We start from the raw sequence: 24183 nt of genomic DNA on the forward strand, positions 1-24183 counted from the left end.
GAACTGACGATGAAAAAACGATTCAACTATATAATATATCTGATGGCAGTAGGCATGATTAGCCTGATGACTGCCTGTGAAAAAGAAGAAGATCCCTTTGTAGACAGAGTAGCCGCTCCGGTACTGGTTGTGATTGAAAATGCAAAAGCCGGATACCTGACCGGTGGCGGACTCTATGCAGTACCAGTAGTAGATTCTAAACTAAGTGAGCCGGTATTACTATCAGCAAGCTTATACGAACTCGACAAAAGTGGAATTCTGAACCATGCCGTGGGAATTGACTCCATACCAGTAGCAAATCTGTCTATTACTTTAATGACCCGTACCGGTTTGAAAATCGCTGATGTGACTTCTGATGCAGAAGGCCATGTATCTATAACCAAAACCTGGGCTGAACTTGGCCTGACTGAACCCAAAAAAGGGAACCTTATTAACCTGGATTGGTCCGGAGAATATAAGGGGATTGCTTTTGTGCGCCGTTCACAGGTACAAGTGGTAGAATAAATTTCAATTTCAAATGTGTAAAGTATACCTAAAAATTAAGATGAGTAGCCTTTAATTCTAAACTGTGGGTGCCTTGTGCTCACAGTTTAGCCTGTTTCATACTGTATCCACATGAGTTGGGTTTAGCACACGTCTCTAAATAAAAAAATTAACTAATAACCTCAACCAATCATTTATCTCAAAACTTAAACCTATGCAACCTACAATCAACCGTCGTAACTGGCTGAAAAGCGGAGCACTCATGGCCGCCGGACTTACTTTCGGCACCGGAAAATGGAATATGACTGCTGCTGCCCCTGAAAACATATTGCTTCCTCCGGATAGACCAGTGATCAAAGCCCGTTTATCATCTAACGAAAACCCCTTTGGCCCCTCTGAAAAAGCCCGCAAAGCGCTGATGGAAGCCATTGGCGATAGCTATATGTATCCCAGAGAATCTATGCAGCATTTCAAAAGCCTGATTGCCAAAGAGGAAGGCGTGAGTGAAGAGCATATTCTACTGGGTGCCGGTTCGTCGGAGCTCCTGATGGCGGCTGCTCTCAATTATAGTCTGAAAGCGCCTGGTAGTTCTATACTTTCAGCAGATCCTTCCTATATGTCATTGATCCGGGCTGCTACACAATATGGTTCGGGCTGGGAAAAAGTGCCCTTAACCAAAGACTATGCCCATGACCTGGATGCCATGGAAAAACAGGTGACGGATAAAACAAGCCTGGTCTACATCTGTAATCCCAATAACCCGACTGGAACGATTGTTTCTGCTGCTAAACTGGCTTCCTTCTGTGAAGTGGTATCCAAGAAAAAGCCTGTCTTTATGGACGAAGCCTATATTGATTATATTCCTGATTCCAGGAAGAATTCGATGATTAATGCAGTTAAGAAAGGACAGAATGTGATTGTGGCCAGAACTTTCTCGAAAGTACATGGTTTTGCCGGCTTGCGTATCGGCTATGTGATCGCACTCCCAGAAACGGTGACTGAACTGAGAAAATATTATACTGGTGGTATGAATATAGCTGCAACTTCTGTGAATGCGGCCATTGCCAGTTACCAGGATACTGAATATATGGCTTATGCCATTAAAAAGAATGCGGAGTCCAAAGCCTTTTTATATAAAACACTGAAGGATGCCGGATATGAATATGTTCCTTCCTATGCAAATTTTGTGTTGTTCCCGATTCAAATCGATGGAAAACGGTTTACTGAGGAAATGTCTAAGCGGGGGGTAAGTATCCGCAACTGGGCATTCGATAACAAACAATGGTGCCGGGTAAGTATGGGTACGATGGAGCAAATGCAGATGTTTGCACAAGCCTTTAAAGAAATCGCTTAATTGAGTTTGCTAAGAATACAATGAAATTTTGCCTGACAGGTTTGGTGCCTGTCAGGTTTTCTGTTCTGGATTGCTGTCCGAATAAATATTTGCGGATATCTTCCGAATATACATAGTTTTTTGTACATTCATTAATCGAATATCTTGCTCTGAAAACAATTGATTATCAATAAAATATGACTAAATTTTACTATAGCTTGTAGCAAGAAATAGCATTGACAGATACCCATTCACCCAATACACTATATTCTGATCTTAACACCTGATATATACTATGGCATCACAAGTAAATCGAAGAAACTGGTTAAAATCCAGTGCCCTAATGGCCGCCGGCCTCACAATGGGAACTAGCCGCTGGCATGCAGCGAATGCTGAAATGATTACTGCCCGGCAGCTGTTTGCAAAAGCTTATGAAACAGAAGCAAGGTTAGCTGCTGATATGCCGGTCATTAAAGCCAGACTATTTGCGAATGAAAATCCGTTCGGTCCTTCTGAAAAAGCAAAAAAAGCAATTGTAGAAGCGCTCCCTGAGAGCTATATGTACCCGTTTATGCAGTTGCGGGAATTTGCCAGCCTGATCGCTAAAGAAGAGGGAGTAAGTGAAGATCATATTTTGCTGGGAGCTGGTTCTTCCGAACTCCTCATGGCTTGCTCTTACTTATATGGTGCTAACGGCGGAAGTATTGTTTCGGCCGATCCTTCGTATGCCTACCTCATGGAAACAGCAGGTACTTTTGGTGCCAAATGGGAAAAAGTGCCCTTAACCAAAGACTATGCCCATGACCTGGATGCCATGGAAAAACGAGTGACGGATAAAACAAGCCTGGTCTACATCTGTAATCCCAATAATCCCACCGGAACGATAGTTTCTGCTATTAAGCTGGCTTCCTTCTGTGAAGTGGTATCTAAGAAAAAACCTGTCTTTGTGGACGAAGCCTATATTGATTATATTCCTGATTCCAGGAAGAATTCGATGATTAATGCAGTTAAGAAAGGGCAGAATGTGATTGTGGCCAGAACTTTTTCCAAGGTACATGGCTTTGCCGGCTTGCGTATCGGCTATGTGATCGCACTCCCGGAAACAATAAAGAAGATCGAAAAATATGGCGGTGGTGGCATGAACATAACGGCCACTTCTGTAAAAGGCGCAATAGCCAGCTTTACGGATATGGACCATATTACCTATGCCGTAGGTAAGAACAAAGAATCTAAAGACTTTTTATACACCGTATTAAAAGATGAGGGATACGAATATATTCCTTCCTACGGTAATTTCGTGATGTTCCCGCTGAAAATGGATGGTAAAAAATTCCGGGACGAAATGATGAAAAGGGGAGTAGGCATTCGTAACTGGGAGTTTAATAAAATGCAATGGTGCCGGGTGAGTATGGGTACCATGGAGCAAATGCAACTGTTTGCCCAGGCATTCAAGGAACTTTCTTAAGTAATCAAAAGAAGAACTTTATCATAAAAAAGAGCTTCTTAGGAGCTCTTTTTAGTTTATAAGCTATAATATATACCTCAATAGATCACTACTTTAGAAGTATAAAGCTGCGTTGTATTATCAATTTGTAATATATACATGCCTGGCTTTATTTGCCCTGTTTGGAGCTGAAAAGGGATATTCTTAGTAAATGATACCACCTGCTCCAGATGTATCTTTCCATCCATACTTCTCAAAATCAATTTTCCGGATGAGACGCTTGCTCCATTTAAATGAATCGTTATCATCTCTCCCTGTCTTACCGGAACCGGATTTACATCAATCTTACTTCTGCCTGATTTTACTTCTATAGAACGGATACCTGAATAAGTATATGTGCCATCCAGATCGGTTTGCTTTAAGCGATAGTAATTAATGCCGTATAAAGGTTCTGTATCTGTAAATTGATAATTCTGGATACTTTTTGAGTTTCCTTCCCCTTTCTGCTGGCCTATTTCCTGAAAGTCTATTCCATTTTCAGAACGTTCCACAGTGAAATAATCATTATCTGTTTCAGAAGCTGTTTGCCAGGAAAGCTGAATAGATGAATTGGTATGGGTGGCTGTAAAACTAATCAACTCAACAGGCAAAGGAATCCAGCCAGCAGTAGAGAAGGAGTACAGGCGGGCTGGAACAACTATCTGGAAGGGAAAGCCAAATATAATAACGGTACGTTCGAATCGTTCGGAAGAAATATAACCGGTAAGGTCGCCTGTATAGGTTACGCCTTCAATTTGCCCATAACTGGCAACATTACTCAAGCCAATTTGCCTTTTATTGCCGGAAAAAAAAATATTACCTGTATAATCAAATAAAAGCCACATAAATAAGCTTCCATTATTTATATCATAGCCGATCAATACTACTTCATTGAGGTTGGTGGTAGAAATATCTGCGCCGGTAATAGCTCCATTCACCGGAAATTCTGCTTGCTTTTGAGCTATATACGTACCCGGTATTGCAGGCAATGTATAATGTTTGGTAGAATAACCATTAGCACCTACCCAGTCTTTAGAAAACAGATGGAACTGGTTATCTTTGATAAAAAAAGCTTCGCAATCAAACTCTGTATTATTGTTTCCTGTAGGTGGAAGATTAGTCTGGTCCTGGTCGCTGTAGGTAAAGTTGATTACATCAGCCATTACACTGGTGGTAGCTGCATTTCCGAGCGCAGCTTTACTGATCCGGTATATTTTTAGGTCTGTCCGGTTGCCATTGATATTATTGCCGAAATCGCCGATATATAAGTAGTTTGCATCAGCTGTGATATCTTCCCAGTCCACATTGGTTGCATTAGTAACGGTGATAGTCTGAAGAATACTTCCATTGCTTTCACTGATTCTGTAAAGTGTTGCAGAATTACCGCTGTCATTAAAACTCCAGAGTTTCCCATCTGTATAGGCTAAACCGGAACTTTCATTTAAAGTTGTAGATAAATCTTTTGGATTATTAAGGGTAGTATTTGTAGTTGGATAAGAACAACTTCCATTATTTACTTTAGCTGCAGGATCGTAATTACTGGCAAGAGGATCAGTACATCCGCTTTGAGCAGACGCGGAAAGTACATAACTAGCCGACAGTAAAAGCAGTAGTAGATATCTTAACACAGCTAAAGGGTTTATGGAGTAAACTCAAAAACAGGCTATGTAAGAAATGAGATTGTTTTTAACCTGTATATGCTGTTAAATTCGATAAAAAGCTATTTTGTAACAAGTTCTGCAGTAAATATTGTGAAATATTTTTTAGAATAATAAATGTTTCTATCTGCTGTTACTTGGCAGGTATTCAGGAAGTAAGGGCATACATGATAATATTTACACCAAATTTGGTATTGTCTTCGGCCAGCCAGCGTTTATTGCGGAAATCATAATCCCATTCGCAGCCATAATCTTTATTGCTGTACAATACACCCATCTTGTTATTAATAGTAATGGCTTTCAGATAATCATGTACCAGATCGTCGCCCCAGCCATTGAGTTCAAAAGAAGTGGTAGGCGGGCCTTTCTCAAAATTGAAAAATGCATGATACACAGAATGATTAGCCGGAATTTTTTGCAGGGCTTTACTTCCAAAAATAGCACCCATTTGTGCTTCAAATGATTTGGCAAACAACCCATCAATGTCATGGTTGCAATCGTCTACAAACACGAAGCCGCCATTGTTAACATATTTTTCAAAATTCTCCTTTTCCTTACTGCTGAACTGCACCAGTTTATGTCCGCTCAAATAACAGAATGGATAGCGGAAAACCTCATTACTGCTTAAGGGAACCACTTTTTCCTGGGTTTCTACTTCCAGGGTTGTGTATTGCAACAGGGAATGAAGCAGATTAGAAGGCATCCGCTGATCAGTATCCCAGTCGCCGGAATTGTATTGTAAACGGGCAAATGTAAACTTGGAAGAAAGCATAAGTTATCGGCAAATCATTGGCTTTTCCTAAGCTGAAACATTCTACTTTTATACATCCTGTTCCCTAATTAATTTTTTACTAGGTTAGCACAGGTGAAATCATAAAGAAAGAATCATAAACTTTCTATTGCCAGAATAGTTCAGATAAAGGAAGTAATAATGGCTAAAGTTACGCAGAAAACGCCGATTTATTACGTTGGTGGAGTATGGCTCTACTTTGGCTTTAGCAGAATAAAGCTTACCTTTTACTTTACATTTATATTCGGATACATACTTATGAAAAAAATATTAATTCTTTCCCTGTTAAGCCTGTTCTCCTTACATACTTTCGGGCAAATCAGTTTAAAAAAAATCAAGCAGGCAGTAACTACCAAAGCAACTCCTTTGTCGGAGTCTGATATTGCCAAAGGTTTGAAAGAAGCACTGAGCGTGGGTGCAAAAAATGCTTCTTCCCAGTTAAATGCGCTGGATGGATTTAATAAAAACACAAAATTACGCATTCCCTTTCCAGAAGATGCTCAAAGAGTAGCTACTAAGTTGCGTGAAATGGGTTTTGGTAAAAAAGTGGATGAATTTGAACTAACCCTGAACCGGGCTGCCGAGCAAGCTGCCAAAGAAGCGGCACCTATTTTTGTAAACGCCATCACATCTATGACCATCACCGATGCTAAAAACATCCTGATGGGCGCCGACACAGCGGCTACCGGCTACCTGCGTACTAAAACATCTGCCTCACTGGCCAATGCTTTTTCTCCACATATTAAAAAAGCTTTAGATGCCACTACGGCTACCCGTAAATGGACAGAACTGGCTACCTTATACAATAGAATTCCGCTTGTGAATAAGGTAGAAACTGACCTGGTAAAATTTACTACTAATAAAGCACTAAAAGGGCTTTTTACTGTAGTTGCTGATGAAGAACTAAAAATCAGGAAAGATCCCGCTGCCAGGGTAACTGATTTGTTGAAGAAAGTATTTGGCAGTAATGCGAGTTAAATGGTTAAATAGCTGAATAGTTCAGCGTTTAGTTGATAAAATAGATATTCGTTTTTGAAATCCCTGGCTATATGTCAGGGATTTTTATTTTCCGGTATCTGTAAATGTGAGCTGGAAATCAGGTTTCTTCTTCTGGCTATTCCACATTTTTCGAGTACAAATTTGAGCAAATATACCATTCCTATAAGTACAAGCAGACATCCCAGGATGATGACCAGATCATTGCCACCTGAACTTGAAGAAGGTGTTGCTGCTAAAGCTTGTTGGAGAAAGATGTAAGCCAGCATGACGATAATTGTTAGGTTGTTCTGTCTAATTTAGTTTTTAGAGAATAAAATACAAGCAAAGCAATATTCCCATCAAACAGATAAATGCTTCGGAAAAGACAGTTCATATTACTTCTTAACCTGCACATAAATTTCAGCCAGTTTTTCTACGAGTTTACTGATCTGTGTATCTTCATTATATATGTGCAAACAAATACGCAGGCGTTCTTCCCCTTCTTTCACTGTAGGCGATAAAATAGCCCGTACATCAAATCCGGCTTGTTGGAGTTGAGTTGCTACTTGCCGTGTTTCCAGGTTTCCTCCGATTTTAATTACCTGTATCGGACTATGGCTTTCAATCCAGGCTTGCTTCAATGCAGGGTATTTATTCAATTCACTTGTAAAGAACTGTATCTTCCGGTGAATATTTGTTCTTAATTCTGCATGGGTCTGTACAAATTGAAAAGCCTCAGCAATTGATACCAGGCTATGTAGGGGTAAGGCGGTAGTGTAAATAAACGGACGAGCAAAATTAATCAGGTAATCAATTAAATTACGGGAGCCGGCAATACAAGCCCCATGTACGCCCATTGCTTTCCCAAATGTATAAATGCGGGCAAAAATCTCCGGATGCCTATTCGTTTCGCAAGCAAGTCCGCTTCCATTCTCACCCCAAATGCCGGTGCTATGTGCTTCGTCCCAGATCAGATGGGCAGTGTAGGTACGGCACAAATCCAGTAAGTCTGTCAGAGGGGCAAAATCGCCATCCATGGAATAGACCGATTCGGCTACGATGAAAATCTCGCCAGTCGCTTTTTTGAGTTTTTTTTCCAGGTCTGTACAATCGTTGTGGCGGAACGAAAACCGGTTGGCAAAACTCAGCCGGGCACCTTCCTTCAGGCTGGCATGAATATATTCATCATAGAGGATGGTATCATTTTTTTGTGGAACGGCAGAAAGAATAGCAGTATTAGCTGCATAACCGGAGTTAATCAGCAATGCCGCTTCTGCCTGAAAAATACCAGCTAGGTTTCCTTCCAACGCTACAGCAAAAGCACTGTTTCCGGAAATAAGTCTGGAACCGGTAGACCCGTTTTGCGCCTGTTGAAGATTGGCATATTGCTGCTGAATCTGCTGATGCAAAGTAGTGTTTGCTGCTAAACCTAAATAATCATTTGAGCAAAAATCTGCCAGATGGGCAGGTATTGAAAGTTTACGCAGATTGCCTGCATTTTCACGTTCCAGAAGTTTGAGAGCTAATCTTTGTTCAATACTTTGCATGCGTTTTAGAAAAGGGAAAATAAATCTGGATTTAGATATCGGAAGGTGGATTTGAAAGTTCAGAAAGGATTACATCTGGTTTTTCGCTTCTACAACAGCAATTATCAACAATTAAATCAATTAATCTACAACATGCCCATGCAGCATGCCGTAAAACAGGCAGTTTTCGTTTATAATTAAACAAATCTCTTAATATACTATGCACATGACAAACCAATCTAAATTAGTAGTTTCTGTTATCGTAATTTCCCTGCTGTTTATTCAAACCTTTAGTTTCGCCCAGCAAACCCGGCGGCGACAGGTATTAAGCATTGCTCCCAGAGTAGGTGTAAATATATCTGATTTCAATGGAGATGTAGCCAATAATAATATACAGTTAGGCTTTTCGGGAGGTGCTATGCTGACGTATAGTGTAGTGAATACATTCGGAATTTCAGTAGAGGCACTATATTCCCAGAAAGGTGCAAAGTTTGAAAATGCAGCTTATGGTAGCGAGCGAATGAATTTTAACCGCCGCATTAATTATATAGAGGTTCCAGTACTGGCTCGTTATTTTTTAAATAAAAACGGTGATTTTCGCCCCAATCTATTTATCGGCCCTGATTTTGGGTTTAAACTGAGTGCCAAAGATGCAAACCGGGAATTAACATCTGGCACTGCCCGGCCCGATGTGGATATAAGTAATGCGATTAATCCGGTAGATGTTGGTATAACCGGCGGTATTGGCCTCAATTTTTCAGTGATAGAAAGCATGCGTTTTCTGATTGACGCCCGCTATACCTATGGGCTGACTGATATTTCCAGTGCTCCACTTGCAAGTTTTACCGGCGGACAAGATGTTAAAAACTCAGCCATCACCCTTACCTTCGGGGTGAGTTTTGGGATTGGGAAAAAATATGTGAAGTAGTGCTGGTATTAAGTAGTGAGTATTGAGTACTAATTATGAAGACTATAATCAGGTTCTTATACTCAGTATAGAAAGTGATAAATATCTTGATACTTAATACTCACTACTTAATACTCCTATTGTTTTCCTGCTTTGCGCAAATAAATATCATTGCTGATCGATTCCAGATATACTTCCGGACCACCACCATTCACGGTGCCTTTTAGCAGATAGCCAACATGCTGGGGAGTATCTTTTTTGTTGAGATAGGCAATATCCAGGTCGGAGTATAACTCACCGGTAATAGATTTCATAGCAACAGAGGCTCCTTTTCCGGCAGGCCAGTTCATATCTACAAAACCGCTGATAGATTTGGCAAATACTGGTCCGGTGAGGTCTTTGAGTTCAATATTGGCGCTAATGGTTTCTATTTTCAGGTCAGCACCTTTCGGTAGGAATATCTGATACGTGATTTCGCTGCATACATAATTGTTGCCATCGTGATATCCCCAGAAAGAACCATCTTCACTGGGCGGACAATCTTCTCTTTTGCCCTTCTTGATTAGTTCTTTATCAAAATCTGCCAGTACAGAGATTTCTTCCTTATCTGAGGTGAAATTCATGATGAGTGCATCATTTAACTTGCCACTATTGATGAGCACTTCTGCCTTGATGTATACTTCATTTTTATCCCAGGCATTCACCTGGATTTTATCGCCGAACTTCAGGTTCAGTTCTACTTTCTGGCCTTTGGTATAGGGCAGGTTCTTTTCAATGATTTTCTGGCCGGAAGCCGGTGCCAGAGCTAATAGCAGGCATGCAATTGCCAGCAGAATAGTGTGTTTCATAATAAGTGAGTTATGCGTGAGTGAGGAATGATTATGATTTTTTCTTGCGGATAAAAATATCGCTGCCTACAGTTTCTATAGACATGGCAACCCCTCCGCCATTGGCTTTGCCTTCAATGTGATGGCCGCCGCCTACTTTACGTAAGCCTTCTTTGCTATCGTTAACGGCCAAGTCAAAATCGGTGTAAATTTCTCCTGAAACTGATTTCATTTTAAAATCAGCTTTGGTATCAGCTGGCAGGGTTACATCTACAATACTGCCCACTACCGAGATGGCACTTGGTTTTTGCTGACTCAGGCTGGCAAACACCACCGTAACATCGCCACCAATACTACTCGCTACCACCGATCCACTGATATTGTCCAGGTGAATATCTGAGCTTTTGGTTTTTACTTCCACATCGCCTTCAATCCCTGAGATGGTAATATCCCGTCCGTGGTGGTTTACTTCTTCAAACAGCAAGGATACTTTTATGGGTACTTTAATGGTATATTTTACTTCCCGGTGGCTGGTGGCTTTTATAATTTTAACCGTGTTATTTTCCTGTGTCACCGACAAGCCCAGGCCGGAATTATCTTCAGCGGTATTGTAGAGAGGTTTTAAACCTTCAGCCCGTTTGGGAGGTGTTTCCATGCCCATAGCTTCGATGAGCACTTCATCCCCGTCATATCCGGTAATTTTAACATCGCACTTGTCCATCATCAGTTCTACTTTACGCTCACTTTTGCTATTGAATTTTATTCTGAATTCCTTAAATGATGCGTCTGCTGTACTCTGATGGAAGAAGAGAAAGTCGGTATGGCTGAATAGGCCCATACACAACATGGGAATAAAAAAGAGTAGTTTCATATTATAAGTTAGATTGTGGTTGAATATTTTTTGTGAGTGAATAAAAGACTTATTGAATTATAGACTTACAGAAGGTCTGAATAGAAAAAATAATTATACTAATTCAGTAATTCAGTAATTCAGTAATTCAGTAATTCAGTAATTCAGTAATTCAGTAATTCATTGGCTTGCTTTCCGCAGGTAGATGCTGCCGTTCTTAGATTCGAGGCTGATGAGGGTGCCTCCGCCATTGAGGGTGCCAGAAACTACATTCCATTTGTCGTTGCGCTCATTTTCCACACCACTTGCTTTGTCCTGCTGGAAGGCTACATTGGTATAAATTTCCCCATGCCTGGTACGAAGTTCAAGGGTTGCTTTCTGATTTCCGGAGAGGCTTAGATCCACGGCACCGTTTTTAGTATTAGCCAGAAGTGGCCCCTGAATCGCACCTATTTCAATATCGCCGTTTTTGGAAAAAACAGACAAATCTGTATTTCTGGGTACGGATACCTCAATAAAAATATCTCTTACGATGCTAGAACCCACAAAAGAAATTCCCTCTTCGCCGTGAATGGCTATAAGTTCCTGTACTTCTTTACTATTCCAGTCGGGACTTTTTACAAAATACCTGGCGCCATCTCTAGTCGTAATAAAGCTTTTACGGGGGATATTTTCCTGATCCATGAGCAGTGTTTCCAGAGTAAGGCTATTGTTATCGGCATCAGCTTTCAGGTCGAAAGCATCGTCGTTTTCGCCATTATTGATACTGACTGAAACCTGTACACTTACTTCATTTTTGTCCCAGGCTTTTACTTTTACCAGGCTTGATTCCTGAAAATTCAGGTTTACTTTCCGGGAGGCAGGCAAGGGATAGGTTTTTTCAAATTTACGCTGAGCAATGGCCGGAAAATAGAGTAATCCAGCCAGAATAAAGAGAATCAGCTTTTGCATAGGATGGGGTTTAAGATTGTTGAGTGGTAAGGCGATTGATTGGGTTAAAAGTGAATGGTTAAATGACTAATAAAGAGTATATTCACTCAATTACTCATTCACCTTATGATTTAATTTGCCTTCCGCAGATAAATATTGCTATGAGTAGATTCCAGGTGAATTTCCACACCGCCGCCGTTGAGTTTACCGGTAATGCGATTACCACTGATCTGGCGCATGTTGTCTTTGCTATTATCAAAAGCAATATCAAGGTCAGTAAAAATCTCACCGTAGCCGGATTTCAATTCCAGATTGGCTGGTGTTTTGGGAGGCATTGTTACATCTACATCGCCATGTACAGAGGTAATGGAAATGGGATTTTTGGGATTTACTTTGCCAAATTTTACATTAATTTTGCCATGTACACTATGTACCAGTGCAGGGCCAGTAATATCTTCCAGTTCCACATCGCCAAACCTGGCATCGATCTCAATTTCGTTGCTGAAGTTGTTTACATTAATGTGCGAACCTCCATGATTATCGCCGCTTGATATTTGTAAGCTGGCATTGGCCGGAACCAGAATTTTGTATTTGGTATCTCCCCGGCGGGTCAACCCGTTAATTTCGATGGTATTATCGACTTCTTTTACAGCAAGACCCATATTGGTATTGTCAACCATAGAGTTATATACTGGCTTTAATCCTTCTGCCCGTTTGGGAATTGGCCTTACACCACTCGCTGTAATAATGACTTCTTTGCCATTATGGCTTTGTATATTAACCTCATTAAGTGTATAAATTTTTACTTTTCCGGGCTGCGAAGGCTTACTGAATGATACTTTATACTCCTGGCCGGATGACCCTGACTGTCCGGCGCCTACTGCTACATTCTGGGCTTGTACATTCAGGTTATATATACTAATGGTGATCAGGGCAAAAAGAAATTTAATAGTTCTGTTCATGGATATAAATGTTAAAAGATGCGAATGAAAATTTTATGTTAGGTTTTGAATGAATAATACTTTTCCTGGCCTTCTGTAGGCAGAAAGAAATCAGTATGATATGATGAGAAAATGATGATTTACATGAGGATCTGGATTCCTTTTTTTGCTTCTTCCTTTACCACATCCAGGGTTTCTTGATTTTCCAGCAGACTCTGCATCTGACGGACAGCCCGTTTTTCTTCCAGCTCTACGAAAATGTCTATCAGGGCAAGTTGTACAATAGGGTCCGTTTGTTTGTTTAAGGAATTAACCAATCCTTTTCTAGCGGTGCCCACCGACGAAAGTCCTGCTAAAGCACGGGCGGCGGCTAACCGCACATTTACGTTATCATCTTCATTGAGCGTTTTCAGCAAGGCATTCACTACTTTTGCATCCGGCTCAGTAAATTCTTTTACATAACTTACCGCCTTTAACCTCTCACTGGCCGATTGTTTTTCGAGCATAGAAAACATCACCATCTGTTTCATTTCCTTTACATCATTCTGAAGCTCTGTTATGGAATGCGTATCTGCTGTAAGTACAGGCTGTACCGACATTCTTCCACCAAAAAAGCCAATAATGAGGAAACAAATACTGGCAGCAATTCCCAGGCCCCAGTTGATATACATAGACCTCGGTTGCTTCACCGGCGTTTCATCGGCTTTTTCGATGGTCTCAAAAATTTTCCTGTCCAGGGCTTCATCGGCTGACTTGTCTTGTTTTTTGCTGGAAAAAAACCTGAACTGGGCGGCATAGGGCTGCAAATGTACAGGTACCTGGTTCTGGTTGAAGTAATCAGATAATTCCTGTTCTTCCTGAAGTGAAGTTTCACCCAGATCATATTTCTGAATGAGGTCTTCTATATTAGTCAATTTCATAGTTGTTCAGCTTTAAATAACTCTCTTTTACTTGTTGCCTGGCCCGGGAAAGTATCACCCGGATATTATTGATGCTTAAGCCGGTAATCTGTTCAATTTCTTCAAAACTATAACCCTCCACATTGCGTAGGTGCATGATCAGCTTTTGCTGGTGAGGTAACTCCTCGAAAATGGCATACATGGTATTCATATCATCTTGCCGTTCCAGCGTTTTGTAAGGTGTTTCATATCCTGAATCGACCTCCAGCTCATTGACATCTACCATTTTCTTGACCTTTTGAGATTTTAATTTATTCAGGCACGCATTTTTGGTCATTTTCATGGCAAGCGCTTCTATGCTGTTGTAAGCCGGTAAGCCTTGCCGGAGCATCCAGAGCTTCAAAAACACCTCCTGTAGCGTATCTTCTGCTTCCTCTCTGTTCTGAAGCATCATTTTCGCCAGGCGGAAAAGTTTATCCCTAACCGGGTATACTTTTATTTTGAACTCTTGTAGATCCATTTTCAATAATAAGACAACCGGGTTTCAAAAACATTACAGAAATTTTCAAAAAAATTTTACTTTCGTTTTTTAAGGGTGAATGAGTAATTTCTTTAGTAGTCCAACCATTTAACAATGTCACCATGTAACCATCTAACTATTGAATTTTACTTTGTACGCATTAACTTTAAACTCACTCAATCACTCATCCGCTCATTCACTTATGCCCGCTACCTACTGGATAGAAAAATTGCATTTACAAGCCCATCCGGAAGGAGGTTATTTTGCAGAAACCTACCGCAGTCCTGAAGAGGTGCAGGCAGCGCATTTGCCGGAAAGATATGGAGGCAGGCGTAGTTTTTCTACGGCCATTTACTTTCTTCTGGAACACCCTGAATTTTCAGCCCTGCACCGAATTAAATCAGATGAAGTATGGCACTTTTATGCAGGAAGCACTTTGCTGGTATATGTCATTGATCCCGGCGGGAAGCTGGAAATTATCAGGCTCGGAAATAATCTGGAGGCAGGCGAGCAATTCCAGGCGGTGGTAAAAGCAGGCTGCTGGTTTGGTTCAAGACTGGAAAAAGAAAATATCTATGCGTTGGTAGGATGTACAGTAGCACCAGGCTTCGATTTTGCTGATTTTGAGATGGCAGACCGCAAGGAATTACTACAGCAATTTCCGCAACACCAGTCAATTATTGAACTGCTTACCCATTAAGAATTTATAGTTAAGCCCGAAAAGAGAGTAAACCATTCAACAGAAGTTAATTCCACCTCATGATGAACCGAATCCTAATAAAGAAGTACCATCTCCCGAATTTAATTATGCTATTGCTTTCGGTGTGTATACTCTCATTTCCTGTACAGGCACAGCAAACCTCGCCCACAGAAGTTGATATTTGTATTTATGGAGGTACCGCCGCTGGAGTAATTGCTGCCTATACAGCCAGGAAAATGGGGAAAACCGTATTGCTCATTGAGCCTGGAAAAAACCTGGGCGGTATGAGTTCGGGAGGTCTGGGCTATACTGATATCGGAAATAAATATGCAGTTACAGGTTTGGCTAGGGATTTCTACCGGCGTATCGGGCAGCACTATGGCAAGTTTGAACAATGGACCTTCGAACCGCATGTAGCCGAAAATTTATTCAAAGACTATGTAAAACGAGCCGGTTACCAGGTAGTATATGAAAACCGTCTGTTTGCTGTGAAGAAAGAAGGGATTGTGATTAAAGAAATCACCCTGGAAAATTCAGTAAATCCATCTGCTGCCACCAACCGGACGATCCGGGCAAAAATCTTTATGGATTGCACTTACGAAGGCGATCTGATGGCAAAAGCAGGAGTGTCTTATACCGTAGGACGGGAAGCCAATAGCCAGTACAACGAAACGTTTAATGGTGTCCAGCTGATGAAAGGCCATCAGTTTCCGGATGGCATTGATCCATATATTGTTCCTGGCAAACCTGAAAGCGGCTTGGTATGGGGAGTAAGCAACCAGCCACTGTTGCCAGCCGGTTCAGGAGATAAAAAAGTACAGGCCTATAATTTCCGCATCTGCCTCACTAACAACAAAGATAATTTGGAGCCCATTACCCAGCCGGAAAACTACGATCCTAAGAAATACGAACTGGTATTGCGCCTGATGGAAAAAACGCCCTGGAAATCTTTGCAAAGCGGTTTTATCTGGAGTTTGATGCCCAATGGAAAAACAGATATTAACAACCGGAATGGCTTTAGTACGGATATGATCGGCATGAACTGGGACTATCCGGAAGCAGATTATGCCACCAGAGCCAAAATCTGGAAAGAACATGTAGCGTATACCAAAGGTTTGCTCTACTTTGTTGGCCACGATCCACGGGTGCCCGAACATATACGTACAGAAATGCTATCCTGGGGCTATCCTAAAGATGAGTATACCGACAATGGTAACTGGACGCACCAGTTATATGTCCGGGAAGCCAGACGGATGGTGGGCGAACTCGTAATGACACAGCACCATTGCCAGGGAAAGGAGGTGGTTACGGATGGGATTGGAATGGCTGCCTACACCATGGATTCACATAATTGCGACCGTATTGTAGTAGATGGCATGGTAAAAAATGAAGGCAATGTAGAAGAAGGCGGATTTGGCCCGTATCCAATTTCGTACCGGGCTATTGTTCCTAAGTCCATTGAATGCACCAACCTGCTGGTACCGGTATGTTTATCTGCTACGCACATTGCCTATGGCTCTATCCGCATGGAGCCTGTATTTATGGTGCTGGGGCAATCTGCGGCTGTGGCAGCCAGTTTAGCCATTGATCAGAAGCAAACCCTGCAAAAAGTTGACATCCAGAAAGTACAGCAGATTCTGAAAGCCAATCCCCTGTCTGATGGCAGTACGCCAGAAATTCTGGTAGATAATGAAGCTAAAGCGAATGTAAAACTCACCGGCAATTGGAAAACAGAAAATAAAGGCGGCTATGGCCCTACTTTCTTTACCGATGATTCGAAAGGCACTGCCGGAAAGTCAATTCAATTTGCTCCGGCTGTAAACCAGGCTGGTTCTTATGCGGCTTACCTATATTTCCCCAAACTGGCAACGGCATCTTCTACCACCCAGGTAAAAGTGTTTGATGGAAAAAATATTAAAACGCTATCTTTCAGTAAAGATGATGTACAGGTAGTCGGGCAAACTTCCGGTGAATGGGTATTTCTGGGAAACTATACCTTGCCCAAAGGAAACAAAGCTTATGTAGAAGTAAGCAACCAAGGGGCAGACGGAGTGGTAGTAGCCGATGCAGTGCTGTTTGTGCCAGTTGAACAGAATTCAGGAAACAAATCAAAATAATAAAACTGACATATGAGAAAAAATACTTGTCCTTTTTTACTGCTTCTGTTAGTAATTAATCTCTGGTCATGTTCCGGCGAACAAAAATCTACCACTGCTACTGAAAATTCAACGGAGTACCAGGCGGATATTATTGTATATGGAGGCACGTCAGCCGCTATTACAGCTGCTGTTCAAGCCATACGCATGGGTAAATCAGTATTGGTGGTTTCGCCAGATACACATCTGGGTGGCTTGTCGTCTGGTGGACTGGGATTTACCGATACCGGCAAAAAAGAAGTAATCGGAGGATTGGCTCGTGAATTTTACCACCGCATTTATCTGCATTACCAGAATGACTCTTCCTGGCAATGGCAAAAGAAGGAGGAATATGGGAACAAAGGCCAGGGAACACCTGCGATAGACGGAACCGAACGTACCATGTGGATTTTTGAGCCGCATGCCGCAGAGAAAGTATTTGAAGATTTTGTAAAGGAGAATAACATTCAGGTATTCCGGGATGAGTGGCTTAACCGGCAGAGCGGGGTAAAAAAAGAAAATGGAAAAATTGTGTCTATACAAACCTTAAGCGGTAAGACCTTCAGCGGAAAAATGTTTATTGATGCTACGTATGAAGGCGACTTAATGGCAGCGGCTGGGGTAAGCTACCATGTAGGCCGGGAAGCCAGTAGTGTATATGGGGAAGAGTGGAATGGCATCCAGGTGGGTGTGCTGCATCATGGCCATCATTTCAAAACCAATATCAGTCCTTACAAAATTCCCAGAGATTCTACCAGTGGCTTACTTCCCCGTATTTCAGCAGAAGATCCAGGAAAAAGGGGAGAAGCTGACAAGAAAGTACAGGCATATTGTTTCCGGATGTGCCTCACCAATCATCCGGATAACCGTATACCCTTTGCCAGACCTGAAGGCTATGATTCTACCCAGTATGAACTGCTGGTGCGGGTGTTTAACGCTGGCTGGCGGGAGTTATTCGATAAATTTGATCCGGTTCCCAACCGGAAAACCGATACCAATAATCATGGGCCTTTCAGTACAGATAACATTGGCATGAACTACGACTATCCAGAGGCTTCTTATGAGCGGAGAAAGGAAATTATTAAGGAACATGAAGTCTACCAGAAGGGTCTAATGTATTTCATGGCTAACGACCCCAGGATTCCGGCTGATGTGCAAAAAGAATTTGCCACCTGGGGTTTACCCAAAGACGAGTTTACCGATAATAGCCACTGGCCTCATCAGATATATGTACGGGAAGCCAGGCGCATGATCGGGGAATTTGTAATGACTGAACATGAAACGCTGGGTAAAAAGCCTGTTCCAAAACCTATTGGCATGGGTTCCTATACCCTGGATTCGCATAATATTCAGCGCTATGTAAAGCCGGATGGCTATGTGCAGAATGAAGGAGATATTGGTGTACACATCGCAGAGCCTTACCAGATTGCCTACGGCTCGCTGGTACCTAAAAAAGAAGAATGTGTAAACTTGTTTGTGCCAGTTTGTGCGTCCAGTTCGCATATTGCGTTTGGCTCTATCCGCATGGAGCCAGTTTTTATGATTTTAGGCCAGAGTGCGACTACCGCAGCCGTGCAGGCAATAGATAAAGGAATAACTGTACAGGAAGTAAATTATGAGCAATTAAAAGCGCAACTGATCAAAGACAAACAGGTAGTGAATGCTCCCAAAAGCGCTTTATAGTAATTCATTGTTAGCTGTTCGTTATTAGTTGTCAGTTTAAAGGTTAATCAAACCGATATCACAATATAAAAACTTAATCATAAAGATGTACTAACAACCAATAACCATTTACAAAACTTGCCATTTAATGATTTTGAACGACTTGCCGCTTCGCACATGTACCAGATAGGTTCCTGCACTTAACTGTCCGGAAGGAATCTCTATACTGGTTGTGCCAGCCTGAATCGTTTGTGTGCTGGTAAACAGAGATTCACCCAATAAACTAGTCACCTGGATTTGTACGGTTTCTGCCTCTGGTGAAAGAATCTGTAAAAAGGCGCTTCTCTTTGCCTGGCTTGGATTGGGATATAGGGTGATAGAGAATGAGCTTGCCTTGTTTTCAACAGAAACTGTTTTTGAGTAAGCAAACTTACCGTCTATATCTACCTGCCGTAGCCGGTAATATGAAATACCAGTAAACGGATGTGCATCTATAAACTGGTAAGTGCTGAACACAGCAACCGTTCCTTTACCTAATATTCTGCCTATTTCGTTGAAGTGGATGCCATCCTGCGAACGCTCGATGCCAAAATAGTCATTGTTGGTTTCACTGGCTGTAATCCATTCTATCAATACTTTACCAGATTGTAACTCAGCTGTAAAGCTGAAAAAATCCACAGGCAAAGGACTACAACTACCAGTAGCCGCTGTAGTACTCTCAGGCATAATTACATCTGTAAGTACAGTTCCAGCACCTCCGGTAGCAGCACCATTAGTACTGCCATTGCATCCATTTCTGCTATTGGTGACAGTTCCAGGAATTCCTCCAGATATGATTCTTTCTACATCATTTGGAAAATTTTCTGCATTAATTGCTATCAAGCCGCCTGCGCCTCCACCGCCAGGCCCAAAACAACGATTTCCATCACTTCTTGCTTGTCCTCCGTTTCCTCCTGTTGCTTGTACAGTTAAATCAGTAGGAGTGAAAGCATTTACTCTTAAAAGTACTGTTCCTCCAGCGCCTCCGCCCCCTGCGCCATCACCAGTACTTTGAAGAGCGCTTGCCCCATTAGTGCTTATTAAATATCCATTTCCATTAAATTCATTAGCACTTATATAAATGATACCCCCTCCATTTCCACCAGGAGTTCCGGCAGGCCGACCTGTAGCCCTAATAATATTATTAGTATGTCCGCCACCTCCTCCTCCACCCATAAATATTCTATCGTTCGTTACAAGTGCCTTTCCTCCAAGTCCTGGGTCATAACCTTTACAGTTTAAAATCCAAGGCTCATTATTTTTACCTCCTATTCCACCCTGACCAATATGTCCACCACCACCTCCTCCTGAATTATGATCATTACCGCCACCACCACCATTTGCCTGAGGCCCTTTACCTAATTCTTTTCCCGCTATAATTTTAGCTATACCTTCTCCTTTAAATGCAGAATACAAACTAGTTCTTCCATAATAATAATCAGATCTTGTATCAAAAGGTCCACAGTTATTCTGTTCATTAGGATCATTAGTAACAGCCCCACCACGAAAACCAACGCCATTGGCATTTATATCTGCATTCAAAGTAACAGTACCAGAAGCCTCAAATGCAATAATTCCGCCTTTTTCACTATCCCAAGGTAAAGCGGTTATCATACCTGAAATTGTTACATCTGTGTATTGCGGAATAGTAACAACTTGTACACTACCTGTAGTATAATTGTAGAAATTGGCATTCACAAGGTCGTTGTATAAGGTAAGTTCATTGCTGCCGATAGCGGCAATGGTGGCTTTTTCATATAGACCGGCTCCATTTACACTGGTAACATTTCCGAAAATAGAGGATGGAGAATCATCAATATCGGCACCCTGCATTTGTATAATGAGTACTTTTCCATTCACCTGGAAACCAGCCGTAGTACTGACTGTAAGTTTATTGGTACAAGCATTAGGACCAGTTACCGCTGCATAGCGATTAATTTGCCCGGAAATATTTATCTGGGAAAAGGCAATTTGATAAAAAACTAAAAGACAGGGCAACAGAAAAAAATAGACCCGCTTTGGAACAGAAGAGGATTTTGTAAAAACGGACATACTGCATGTTTTACTATTTCTACGGAAAATTCATTAAAAAGAATACACCCTGTTCTTGTTTTTAGATTTCTGTAGGAGAAATCCTTGCTTAATAAATCTACTAAGAAAACCTGACCTATCCAACTGCTTTTACGCAGCAAAGCCGGTTATATTCGATTAATATCAAATACAACCGGCTCAAAATGAGTATTCATCCGCTTGAGTAGTGTGACCGTTGAGAAAAATGGATAGGCTTATATGACCACATTCACAATCTTCTTCGGAACTACAATCACCTTTTTGGGCGATTTGCCTTCCATCCATTTCTGTACCTGCTCGGAAGCCAGTACTGATTTTTCAATGTCTGCTGCAGTAGTATCCAGAGAAAAAGTCATTTTAGCCCGCAGCTTTCCATTAATAGAAATGGGGTATTCAAAAGCTTCTTCTGCCAGATAATCATTGTTGAACTTTGGATAACTGGCTTTAAATATGCTTTCTGAATTGCCCAGCAATTGCCATAATTCTTCAGCCATATGTGGTGCATAAGGCGCTACTACAATAGCTAAGTCACGTAAAATCGCTTTTTTATTGCACTTCAGGGCTGAGAGTTCGTTCACACAAATCATAAAGGTACTCACAGAGGTATTGAAAGAAAACTTCTCAATATCTTCCTGCACTTTTTTAATGGTTTTATGTAACGATTTTAGTTCTTCTTTCATCGGCTCGGCATCCGATAAGTTCAGGTTGCCCATATCATCGTGAAACAAGCGCCAGAGTTTACGCAGGAAATTATGTACGCCGCTGATACCATTGGTATTCCAGGGCTTGAATTGCTCCAGCGGACCCAAAAACATTTCATACAAACGTAGCGTATCTGCGCCATACCTTTCCACTACATCATCTGGATTCACTACATTTCCATACCGTTTAGACATTTTTTCGATTTCCCAACCACATATATATTTGCCCTCTTCCAGCAGAAAAGTGGCTTCTTTAAAATCAGGGCGTTGTTTACGCAGGGCTTCCACATCCAGAATGTCGTTTTCCACAATATTCACATCTACGTGCAGCGCTGTTACCGGCACGTTTCTAATCAGATTTTTGGAAACAAACAAGGAAGAGATAGAAACACCATAGTCGAACTCCGGATCGGCAATTTGTCTTTGCAGGGCTTTTTCAATTTTGGCAATGGCTACTTCGGTATTAGTAATGACTTCCTCATGCGATAACAGCAGCATTTCATACTCACTATGTTTGATATAGTTGTAATTGAAATCATAAAACTCCTGCATCGATTTGAGTCCCTTGATCTCTACCACCAGTCTTTTTTGCACACACAGGAAATCAAATTTGTGCTTTCCATCATAACATTTCCGGCTGAATTCTACACCCAGCTTCTTATCTTTCAGCCGTTCCCACATCAATTCTTCTGCATAGGCTTCTATATCATTTACCCGGTATACAAAATTCGACCGTCCCTGAATCATGCCCTGGTTAATAAGCTTTTTGAAAGGCTCCTCTACGGTAACATATCCCAGGTCATACAAAAACTTGGTCCAGAAGCGGGAATACAATAAATGGCCGGTGGCATGTTCAGAACCACCAATGTATAAATCTACATTTTGCCAGTAGGCCTGGGCATCTTTGCTGCAAAACTCCTGCTGGTTGTGGGCATCCATATAGCGGAAGAAATACCAGCTGGAACCGGCCCAGCCCGGCATGGTGCTCAACTCATATTCATACCTGCCTTTATATTTCCAGTTATGGGCACGTCCCAACGGCGGCTCACCGGTTTCGGTTGGCAAATACGCATCTACCTCCGGAAGCAACAAAGGCAAATCTTTTTCATCAATCAAATGAGGCATGCCATTATCAAAGTATACCGGCACTGGTTCGCCCCAGTAGCGCTGACGGCTGAAAATAGCATCCCGCATCCGGTAGTTTATCTTGCCTGTGCCAATTTCCATTTCTTCCAGCTTATTAACTGCTGCCTGCATAGCCTCTTTTACTTCCATGCCATCGAGAAAACCGGAGTTTACCATTTTGCCTTCTTTGGCATCATTGGCTTCCACTTCCAGATTTCCGCCTTCAATCACTTGGCGGATGGGCAGGCTGAAATGTTTGGCAAAGGCATAATCCCTGGAATCAGAAGCAGGCACTGCCATAACAGCACCAGTTCCGTAGCCAGCCAGTACATAATCTGCAATCCAGATGGGAATTTGCTCCCCGGAAAAAGGATTGACGGCAAAGCTTCCGGTAAAGGTACCAGAAATGGTTTTTACATCACTCATCCTGTCCCGTTCGGAGCGGTTTTTAGCGGCTTCTACATAGGTTTCTACGTCATATTTGCGCTCTGGAGTAGTCAGTTTGGGCAGATCTTCGTATTCCGGAGCCAGAGCCAGATAAGTAACGCCGAAAATAGTATCTATCCTGGTGGTAAATACTTTTATTTTCAGGTCAGAATTGGCTACGGCAAAATCAAACTCAGCTCCGATAGATTTTCCGATCCAGTTGCGCTGCATTTCTTTCAATGGTTCCGGCCAGTCGATTTCTTCCAGCCCTTGCAACAAACGTTCAGCATAGGAGGTAATGCGCATGCTCCATTGCTGCATTTGTTTGCGTATCACCGGATAACCTCCCCTCTCCGATAAGCCATCTTTAACTTCTTCATTAGCCAGTACCGTACCCAGTTGGGGGCACCAGTTCACGATGGTTTCTGCCAGGAAGGTCAGGCGGTATTTCAGCAGAATTTCCTGCTGCCGGGTGGAAGAAAAAGCCTGCCATTCTGTGGCTGTAAAGGCTGGTGTGTCATCATCGCATACGGCATTCACTTTCGCATTTCCATTCTTTTCAAACGTGTGGATGAGGCTTTCTATAGATTCTGCTTTATCGGCATCTTTATTATACCAGGCATTGAACAGCTTCATAAAAATCCACTGTGTCCATTTATAAAAATCTGGCGCAGAAGTACGTACTTCTTTACTCCAGTCGTAGGCAAAGCCAATATTTTTAAGCTGCGATATATAGCGGCTGATGTTCTGTTCGGTAGTAATGGCCGGATGTTGACCGGTTTGAATGGCATATTGTTCGGCAGGCAAGCCAAAGGAATCAAATCCCATCGGGTGCAGCACATTATGTCCGGTAAGCCGTTTGAACCTGGCTACAATATCGGAGGCAATATAACCTAATGGATGGCCTACGTGCAAACCTGCACCTGAAGGATACGGAAACATATCCAGTACATAATATTTAGGTTTAGCCGAGTTAACTTCTGCCCGGTACAACTGCTGGTTTTCCCATTGCTGTTGCCATTTTTTTTCTATTTCCCGGAAATTATATTGAGCCATATTGCTTTTGAAAGATTTAAGGATGGCAAATTACGGATATTATCAAAACTATTTTTTGACAGCAAAGGTACACATTTTCAATTTTGATAGAATAGGCGGCACAATTAACATCCGTCCAGGAGAGATGGTACAGCAATAAAAAGA

Annotated in this window: 19 protein-coding genes and 2 pseudogenes; 8 read left to right on the forward strand and 13 right to left on the reverse strand. The window is 41.8% G+C overall.

Features of this window, described 5'->3' with window-relative positions:
* Positions 1 to 9: 9 nt before the first annotated feature.
* The 3 genes from GXP67_RS19015 to GXP67_RS19025 all read left to right on the forward strand — a co-directional run bounded on the left by GXP67_RS19015 (position 10) and on the right by GXP67_RS19025 (position 3281).
* On the forward strand, positions 10 to 504 hold the full coding sequence (locus GXP67_RS19015; RefSeq protein WP_162444593.1) for a hypothetical protein: 495 nt from the start codon (positions 10 to 12) through the stop codon (positions 502 to 504).
* A gap of 193 nt (positions 505 to 697) precedes the next feature.
* A complete protein-coding gene (locus GXP67_RS19020; RefSeq protein ID WP_162444594.1) occupies positions 698 to 1837 on the forward strand; it encodes a pyridoxal phosphate-dependent aminotransferase in 1140 nt (379 codons plus the stop codon).
* Positions 1838 to 2111: 274 nt separating this feature from the next.
* Entirely contained in the window at positions 2112 to 3281 is a 1170-nt protein-coding gene (locus tag GXP67_RS19025) for a pyridoxal phosphate-dependent aminotransferase (RefSeq protein WP_162444595.1), read from the forward strand.
* 77 nt (positions 3282 to 3358) lie between these two features.
* Here the strand turns inward: GXP67_RS19025 and GXP67_RS19030 are convergent, their stop codons facing one another.
* Both GXP67_RS19030 and GXP67_RS19035 read right to left on the reverse strand, forming a co-directional pair.
* Complete coding sequence (locus tag GXP67_RS19030) at positions 3359 to 4927, reverse strand: T9SS type A sorting domain-containing protein (RefSeq protein WP_162444596.1); 1569 nt, start codon at positions 4925 to 4927, stop codon at positions 3359 to 3361.
* Positions 4928 to 5105: 178 nt separating this feature from the next.
* Positions 5106 to 5729, reverse strand: a complete 624-nt coding sequence (locus tag GXP67_RS19035; RefSeq protein WP_162444597.1) for a DUF4159 domain-containing protein — start codon at positions 5727 to 5729, stop codon at positions 5106 to 5108.
* A gap of 276 nt (positions 5730 to 6005) precedes the next feature.
* On the opposite strand from GXP67_RS19035, the gene GXP67_RS19040 reads away from it, so the two are divergent.
* Entirely contained in the window at positions 6006 to 6725 is a 720-nt protein-coding gene (locus GXP67_RS19040; protein ID WP_197901537.1) for a DUF4197 domain-containing protein, read from the forward strand.
* Positions 6726 to 6799: 74 nt separating this feature from the next.
* On the opposite strand, the gene GXP67_RS19045 is transcribed toward GXP67_RS19040, so the two are convergent.
* Together GXP67_RS19045 and GXP67_RS19050 are read right to left on the reverse strand one after the other, a co-directional pair.
* A complete protein-coding gene (locus GXP67_RS19045; RefSeq protein WP_162444598.1) occupies positions 6800 to 7012 on the reverse strand; it encodes a hypothetical protein in 213 nt (70 codons plus the stop codon).
* 108 nt (positions 7013 to 7120) lie between these two features.
* Positions 7121 to 8272, reverse strand: coding sequence for an aminotransferase class I/II-fold pyridoxal phosphate-dependent enzyme (locus GXP67_RS19050; RefSeq protein ID WP_162444599.1), 1152 nt, complete (start codon positions 8270 to 8272; stop codon positions 7121 to 7123).
* A gap of 205 nt (positions 8273 to 8477) precedes the next feature.
* Between GXP67_RS19050 and GXP67_RS19055 the strand changes: the two genes are divergently transcribed.
* Complete coding sequence (locus GXP67_RS19055; RefSeq protein WP_162444600.1) at positions 8478 to 9179, forward strand: porin family protein; 702 nt, start codon at positions 8478 to 8480, stop codon at positions 9177 to 9179.
* Between the two features lie 116 nt (positions 9180 to 9295).
* Here the strand turns inward: GXP67_RS19055 and GXP67_RS19060 are convergent, their stop codons facing one another.
* The 6 genes from GXP67_RS19060 to GXP67_RS19085 form a co-directional block, all read right to left on the reverse strand.
* Entirely contained in the window at positions 9296 to 10006 is a 711-nt protein-coding gene (locus tag GXP67_RS19060) for a DUF4097 family beta strand repeat-containing protein (protein WP_162444601.1), read from the reverse strand.
* Between the two features lie 31 nt (positions 10007 to 10037).
* Positions 10038 to 10856, reverse strand: a complete 819-nt coding sequence (locus tag GXP67_RS19065) for a DUF4097 family beta strand repeat-containing protein (protein ID WP_232064502.1) — start codon at positions 10854 to 10856, stop codon at positions 10038 to 10040.
* A gap of 159 nt (positions 10857 to 11015) precedes the next feature.
* Positions 11016 to 11786, reverse strand: a complete 771-nt coding sequence (locus GXP67_RS19070) for a DUF4097 family beta strand repeat-containing protein (RefSeq protein ID WP_162444602.1) — start codon at positions 11784 to 11786, stop codon at positions 11016 to 11018.
* A 110-nt stretch (positions 11787 to 11896) separates the two neighbouring features.
* Positions 11897 to 12727, reverse strand: a complete 831-nt coding sequence (locus GXP67_RS19075; RefSeq protein WP_162444603.1) for a DUF4097 family beta strand repeat-containing protein — start codon at positions 12725 to 12727, stop codon at positions 11897 to 11899.
* A 119-nt stretch (positions 12728 to 12846) separates the two neighbouring features.
* Positions 12847 to 13626 carry a PG0215 family putative anti-sigma factor gene (locus tag GXP67_RS19080; protein WP_162444604.1) on the reverse strand — a complete coding sequence of 260 codons (780 nt, stop codon included), beginning with the start codon at positions 13624 to 13626 and terminating at the stop codon, positions 12847 to 12849.
* Positions 13613 to 14125, reverse strand: a complete 513-nt coding sequence (locus tag GXP67_RS19085) for a GFO_1088 family ECF-type sigma factor (RefSeq protein ID WP_162444605.1) — start codon at positions 14123 to 14125, stop codon at positions 13613 to 13615. Before GXP67_RS19085 ends, GXP67_RS19080 begins: the two co-directional genes overlap by 14 nt.
* A gap of 202 nt (positions 14126 to 14327) precedes the next feature.
* Here GXP67_RS19085 and GXP67_RS19090 point away from each other — a divergent pair, with 202 nt between their 5' ends.
* Genes GXP67_RS19090 through GXP67_RS19100 form a run of 3 tightly spaced genes read left to right on the forward strand, consistent with a single transcriptional unit; the run spans position 14328 to position 18643 of the window.
* Positions 14328 to 14825, forward strand: coding sequence for a cupin domain-containing protein (locus GXP67_RS19090; RefSeq protein WP_162444606.1), 498 nt, complete (start codon positions 14328 to 14330; stop codon positions 14823 to 14825).
* Between the two features lie 59 nt (positions 14826 to 14884).
* Complete coding sequence (locus GXP67_RS19095; protein WP_232064503.1) at positions 14885 to 16942, forward strand: FAD-dependent oxidoreductase; 2058 nt, start codon at positions 14885 to 14887, stop codon at positions 16940 to 16942.
* A 12-nt stretch (positions 16943 to 16954) separates the two neighbouring features.
* On the forward strand, positions 16955 to 18643 hold the full coding sequence (locus GXP67_RS19100) for an FAD-dependent oxidoreductase (protein WP_162444607.1): 1689 nt from the start codon (positions 16955 to 16957) through the stop codon (positions 18641 to 18643).
* Between the two features lie 108 nt (positions 18644 to 18751).
* Here the strand turns inward: GXP67_RS19100 and GXP67_RS19105 are convergent, their stop codons facing one another.
* From GXP67_RS19105 to GXP67_RS38060, 3 genes and pseudogenes are all read right to left on the reverse strand, one after another.
* A complete protein-coding gene (locus tag GXP67_RS19105; protein WP_162444608.1) occupies positions 18752 to 20659 on the reverse strand; it encodes a T9SS type A sorting domain-containing protein in 1908 nt (635 codons plus the stop codon).
* Positions 20660 to 20946: 287 nt separating this feature from the next.
* A pseudogene (locus tag GXP67_RS38050) lies at positions 20947 to 21804 on the reverse strand (class I tRNA ligase family protein); the annotation flags it as partial.
* A 114-nt stretch (positions 21805 to 21918) separates the two neighbouring features.
* Positions 21919 to 24039 (reverse strand): annotated as a pseudogene (locus GXP67_RS38060) (class I tRNA ligase family protein); the annotation flags it as partial.
* Between the last annotated feature and the right edge of the window lie 144 nt (positions 24040 to 24183).

This window comes from Rhodocytophaga rosea (genome assembly GCF_010119975.1).
In the GTDB taxonomy this organism is placed as follows: Bacteria; Bacteroidota; Bacteroidia; order Cytophagales; family 172606-1; genus Rhodocytophaga; species Rhodocytophaga rosea.

Coding starts and splice junctions, on each gene's coding strand:
- GXP67_RS19015 (WP_162444593.1), top strand. CDS start 10: ATGAAAAAACGATTCAACTATATAATATATCTGATGGCAGTAGGCATG.
- GXP67_RS19020 (WP_162444594.1), top strand. CDS start 698: ATGCAACCTACAATCAACCGTCGTAACTGGCTGAAAAGCGGAGCACTC.
- GXP67_RS19025 (WP_162444595.1), top strand. CDS start 2,112: ATGGCATCACAAGTAAATCGAAGAAACTGGTTAAAATCCAGTGCCCTA.
- GXP67_RS19035 (WP_162444597.1), bottom strand. CDS start 5,729: ATGCTTTCTTCCAAGTTTACATTTGCCCGTTTACAATACAATTCCGGC.
- GXP67_RS19040 (WP_197901537.1), top strand. CDS start 6,006: ATGAAAAAAATATTAATTCTTTCCCTGTTAAGCCTGTTCTCCTTACAT.
- GXP67_RS19045 (WP_162444598.1), bottom strand. CDS start 7,012: ATGCTGGCTTACATCTTTCTCCAACAAGCTTTAGCAGCAACACCTTCT.
- GXP67_RS19050 (WP_162444599.1), bottom strand. CDS start 8,272: ATGCAAAGTATTGAACAAAGATTAGCTCTCAAACTTCTGGAACGTGAA.
- GXP67_RS19055 (WP_162444600.1), top strand. CDS start 8,478: ATGACAAACCAATCTAAATTAGTAGTTTCTGTTATCGTAATTTCCCTG.
- GXP67_RS19060 (WP_162444601.1), bottom strand. CDS start 10,006: ATGAAACACACTATTCTGCTGGCAATTGCATGCCTGCTATTAGCTCTG.
- GXP67_RS19065 (WP_232064502.1), bottom strand. CDS start 10,856: ATGAAACTACTCTTTTTTATTCCCATGTTGTGTATGGGCCTATTCAGC.
- GXP67_RS19070 (WP_162444602.1), bottom strand. CDS start 11,786: ATGCAAAAGCTGATTCTCTTTATTCTGGCTGGATTACTCTATTTTCCG.
- GXP67_RS19075 (WP_162444603.1), bottom strand. CDS start 12,727: ATGAACAGAACTATTAAATTTCTTTTTGCCCTGATCACCATTAGTATA.
- GXP67_RS19080 (WP_162444604.1), bottom strand. CDS start 13,626: ATGAAATTGACTAATATAGAAGACCTCATTCAGAAATATGATCTGGGT.
- GXP67_RS19085 (WP_162444605.1), bottom strand. CDS start 14,125: ATGGATCTACAAGAGTTCAAAATAAAAGTATACCCGGTTAGGGATAAA.
- GXP67_RS19090 (WP_162444606.1), top strand. CDS start 14,328: ATGCCCGCTACCTACTGGATAGAAAAATTGCATTTACAAGCCCATCCG.
- GXP67_RS19095 (WP_232064503.1), top strand. CDS start 14,885: ATGATGAACCGAATCCTAATAAAGAAGTACCATCTCCCGAATTTAATT.
- GXP67_RS19100 (WP_162444607.1), top strand. CDS start 16,955: ATGAGAAAAAATACTTGTCCTTTTTTACTGCTTCTGTTAGTAATTAAT.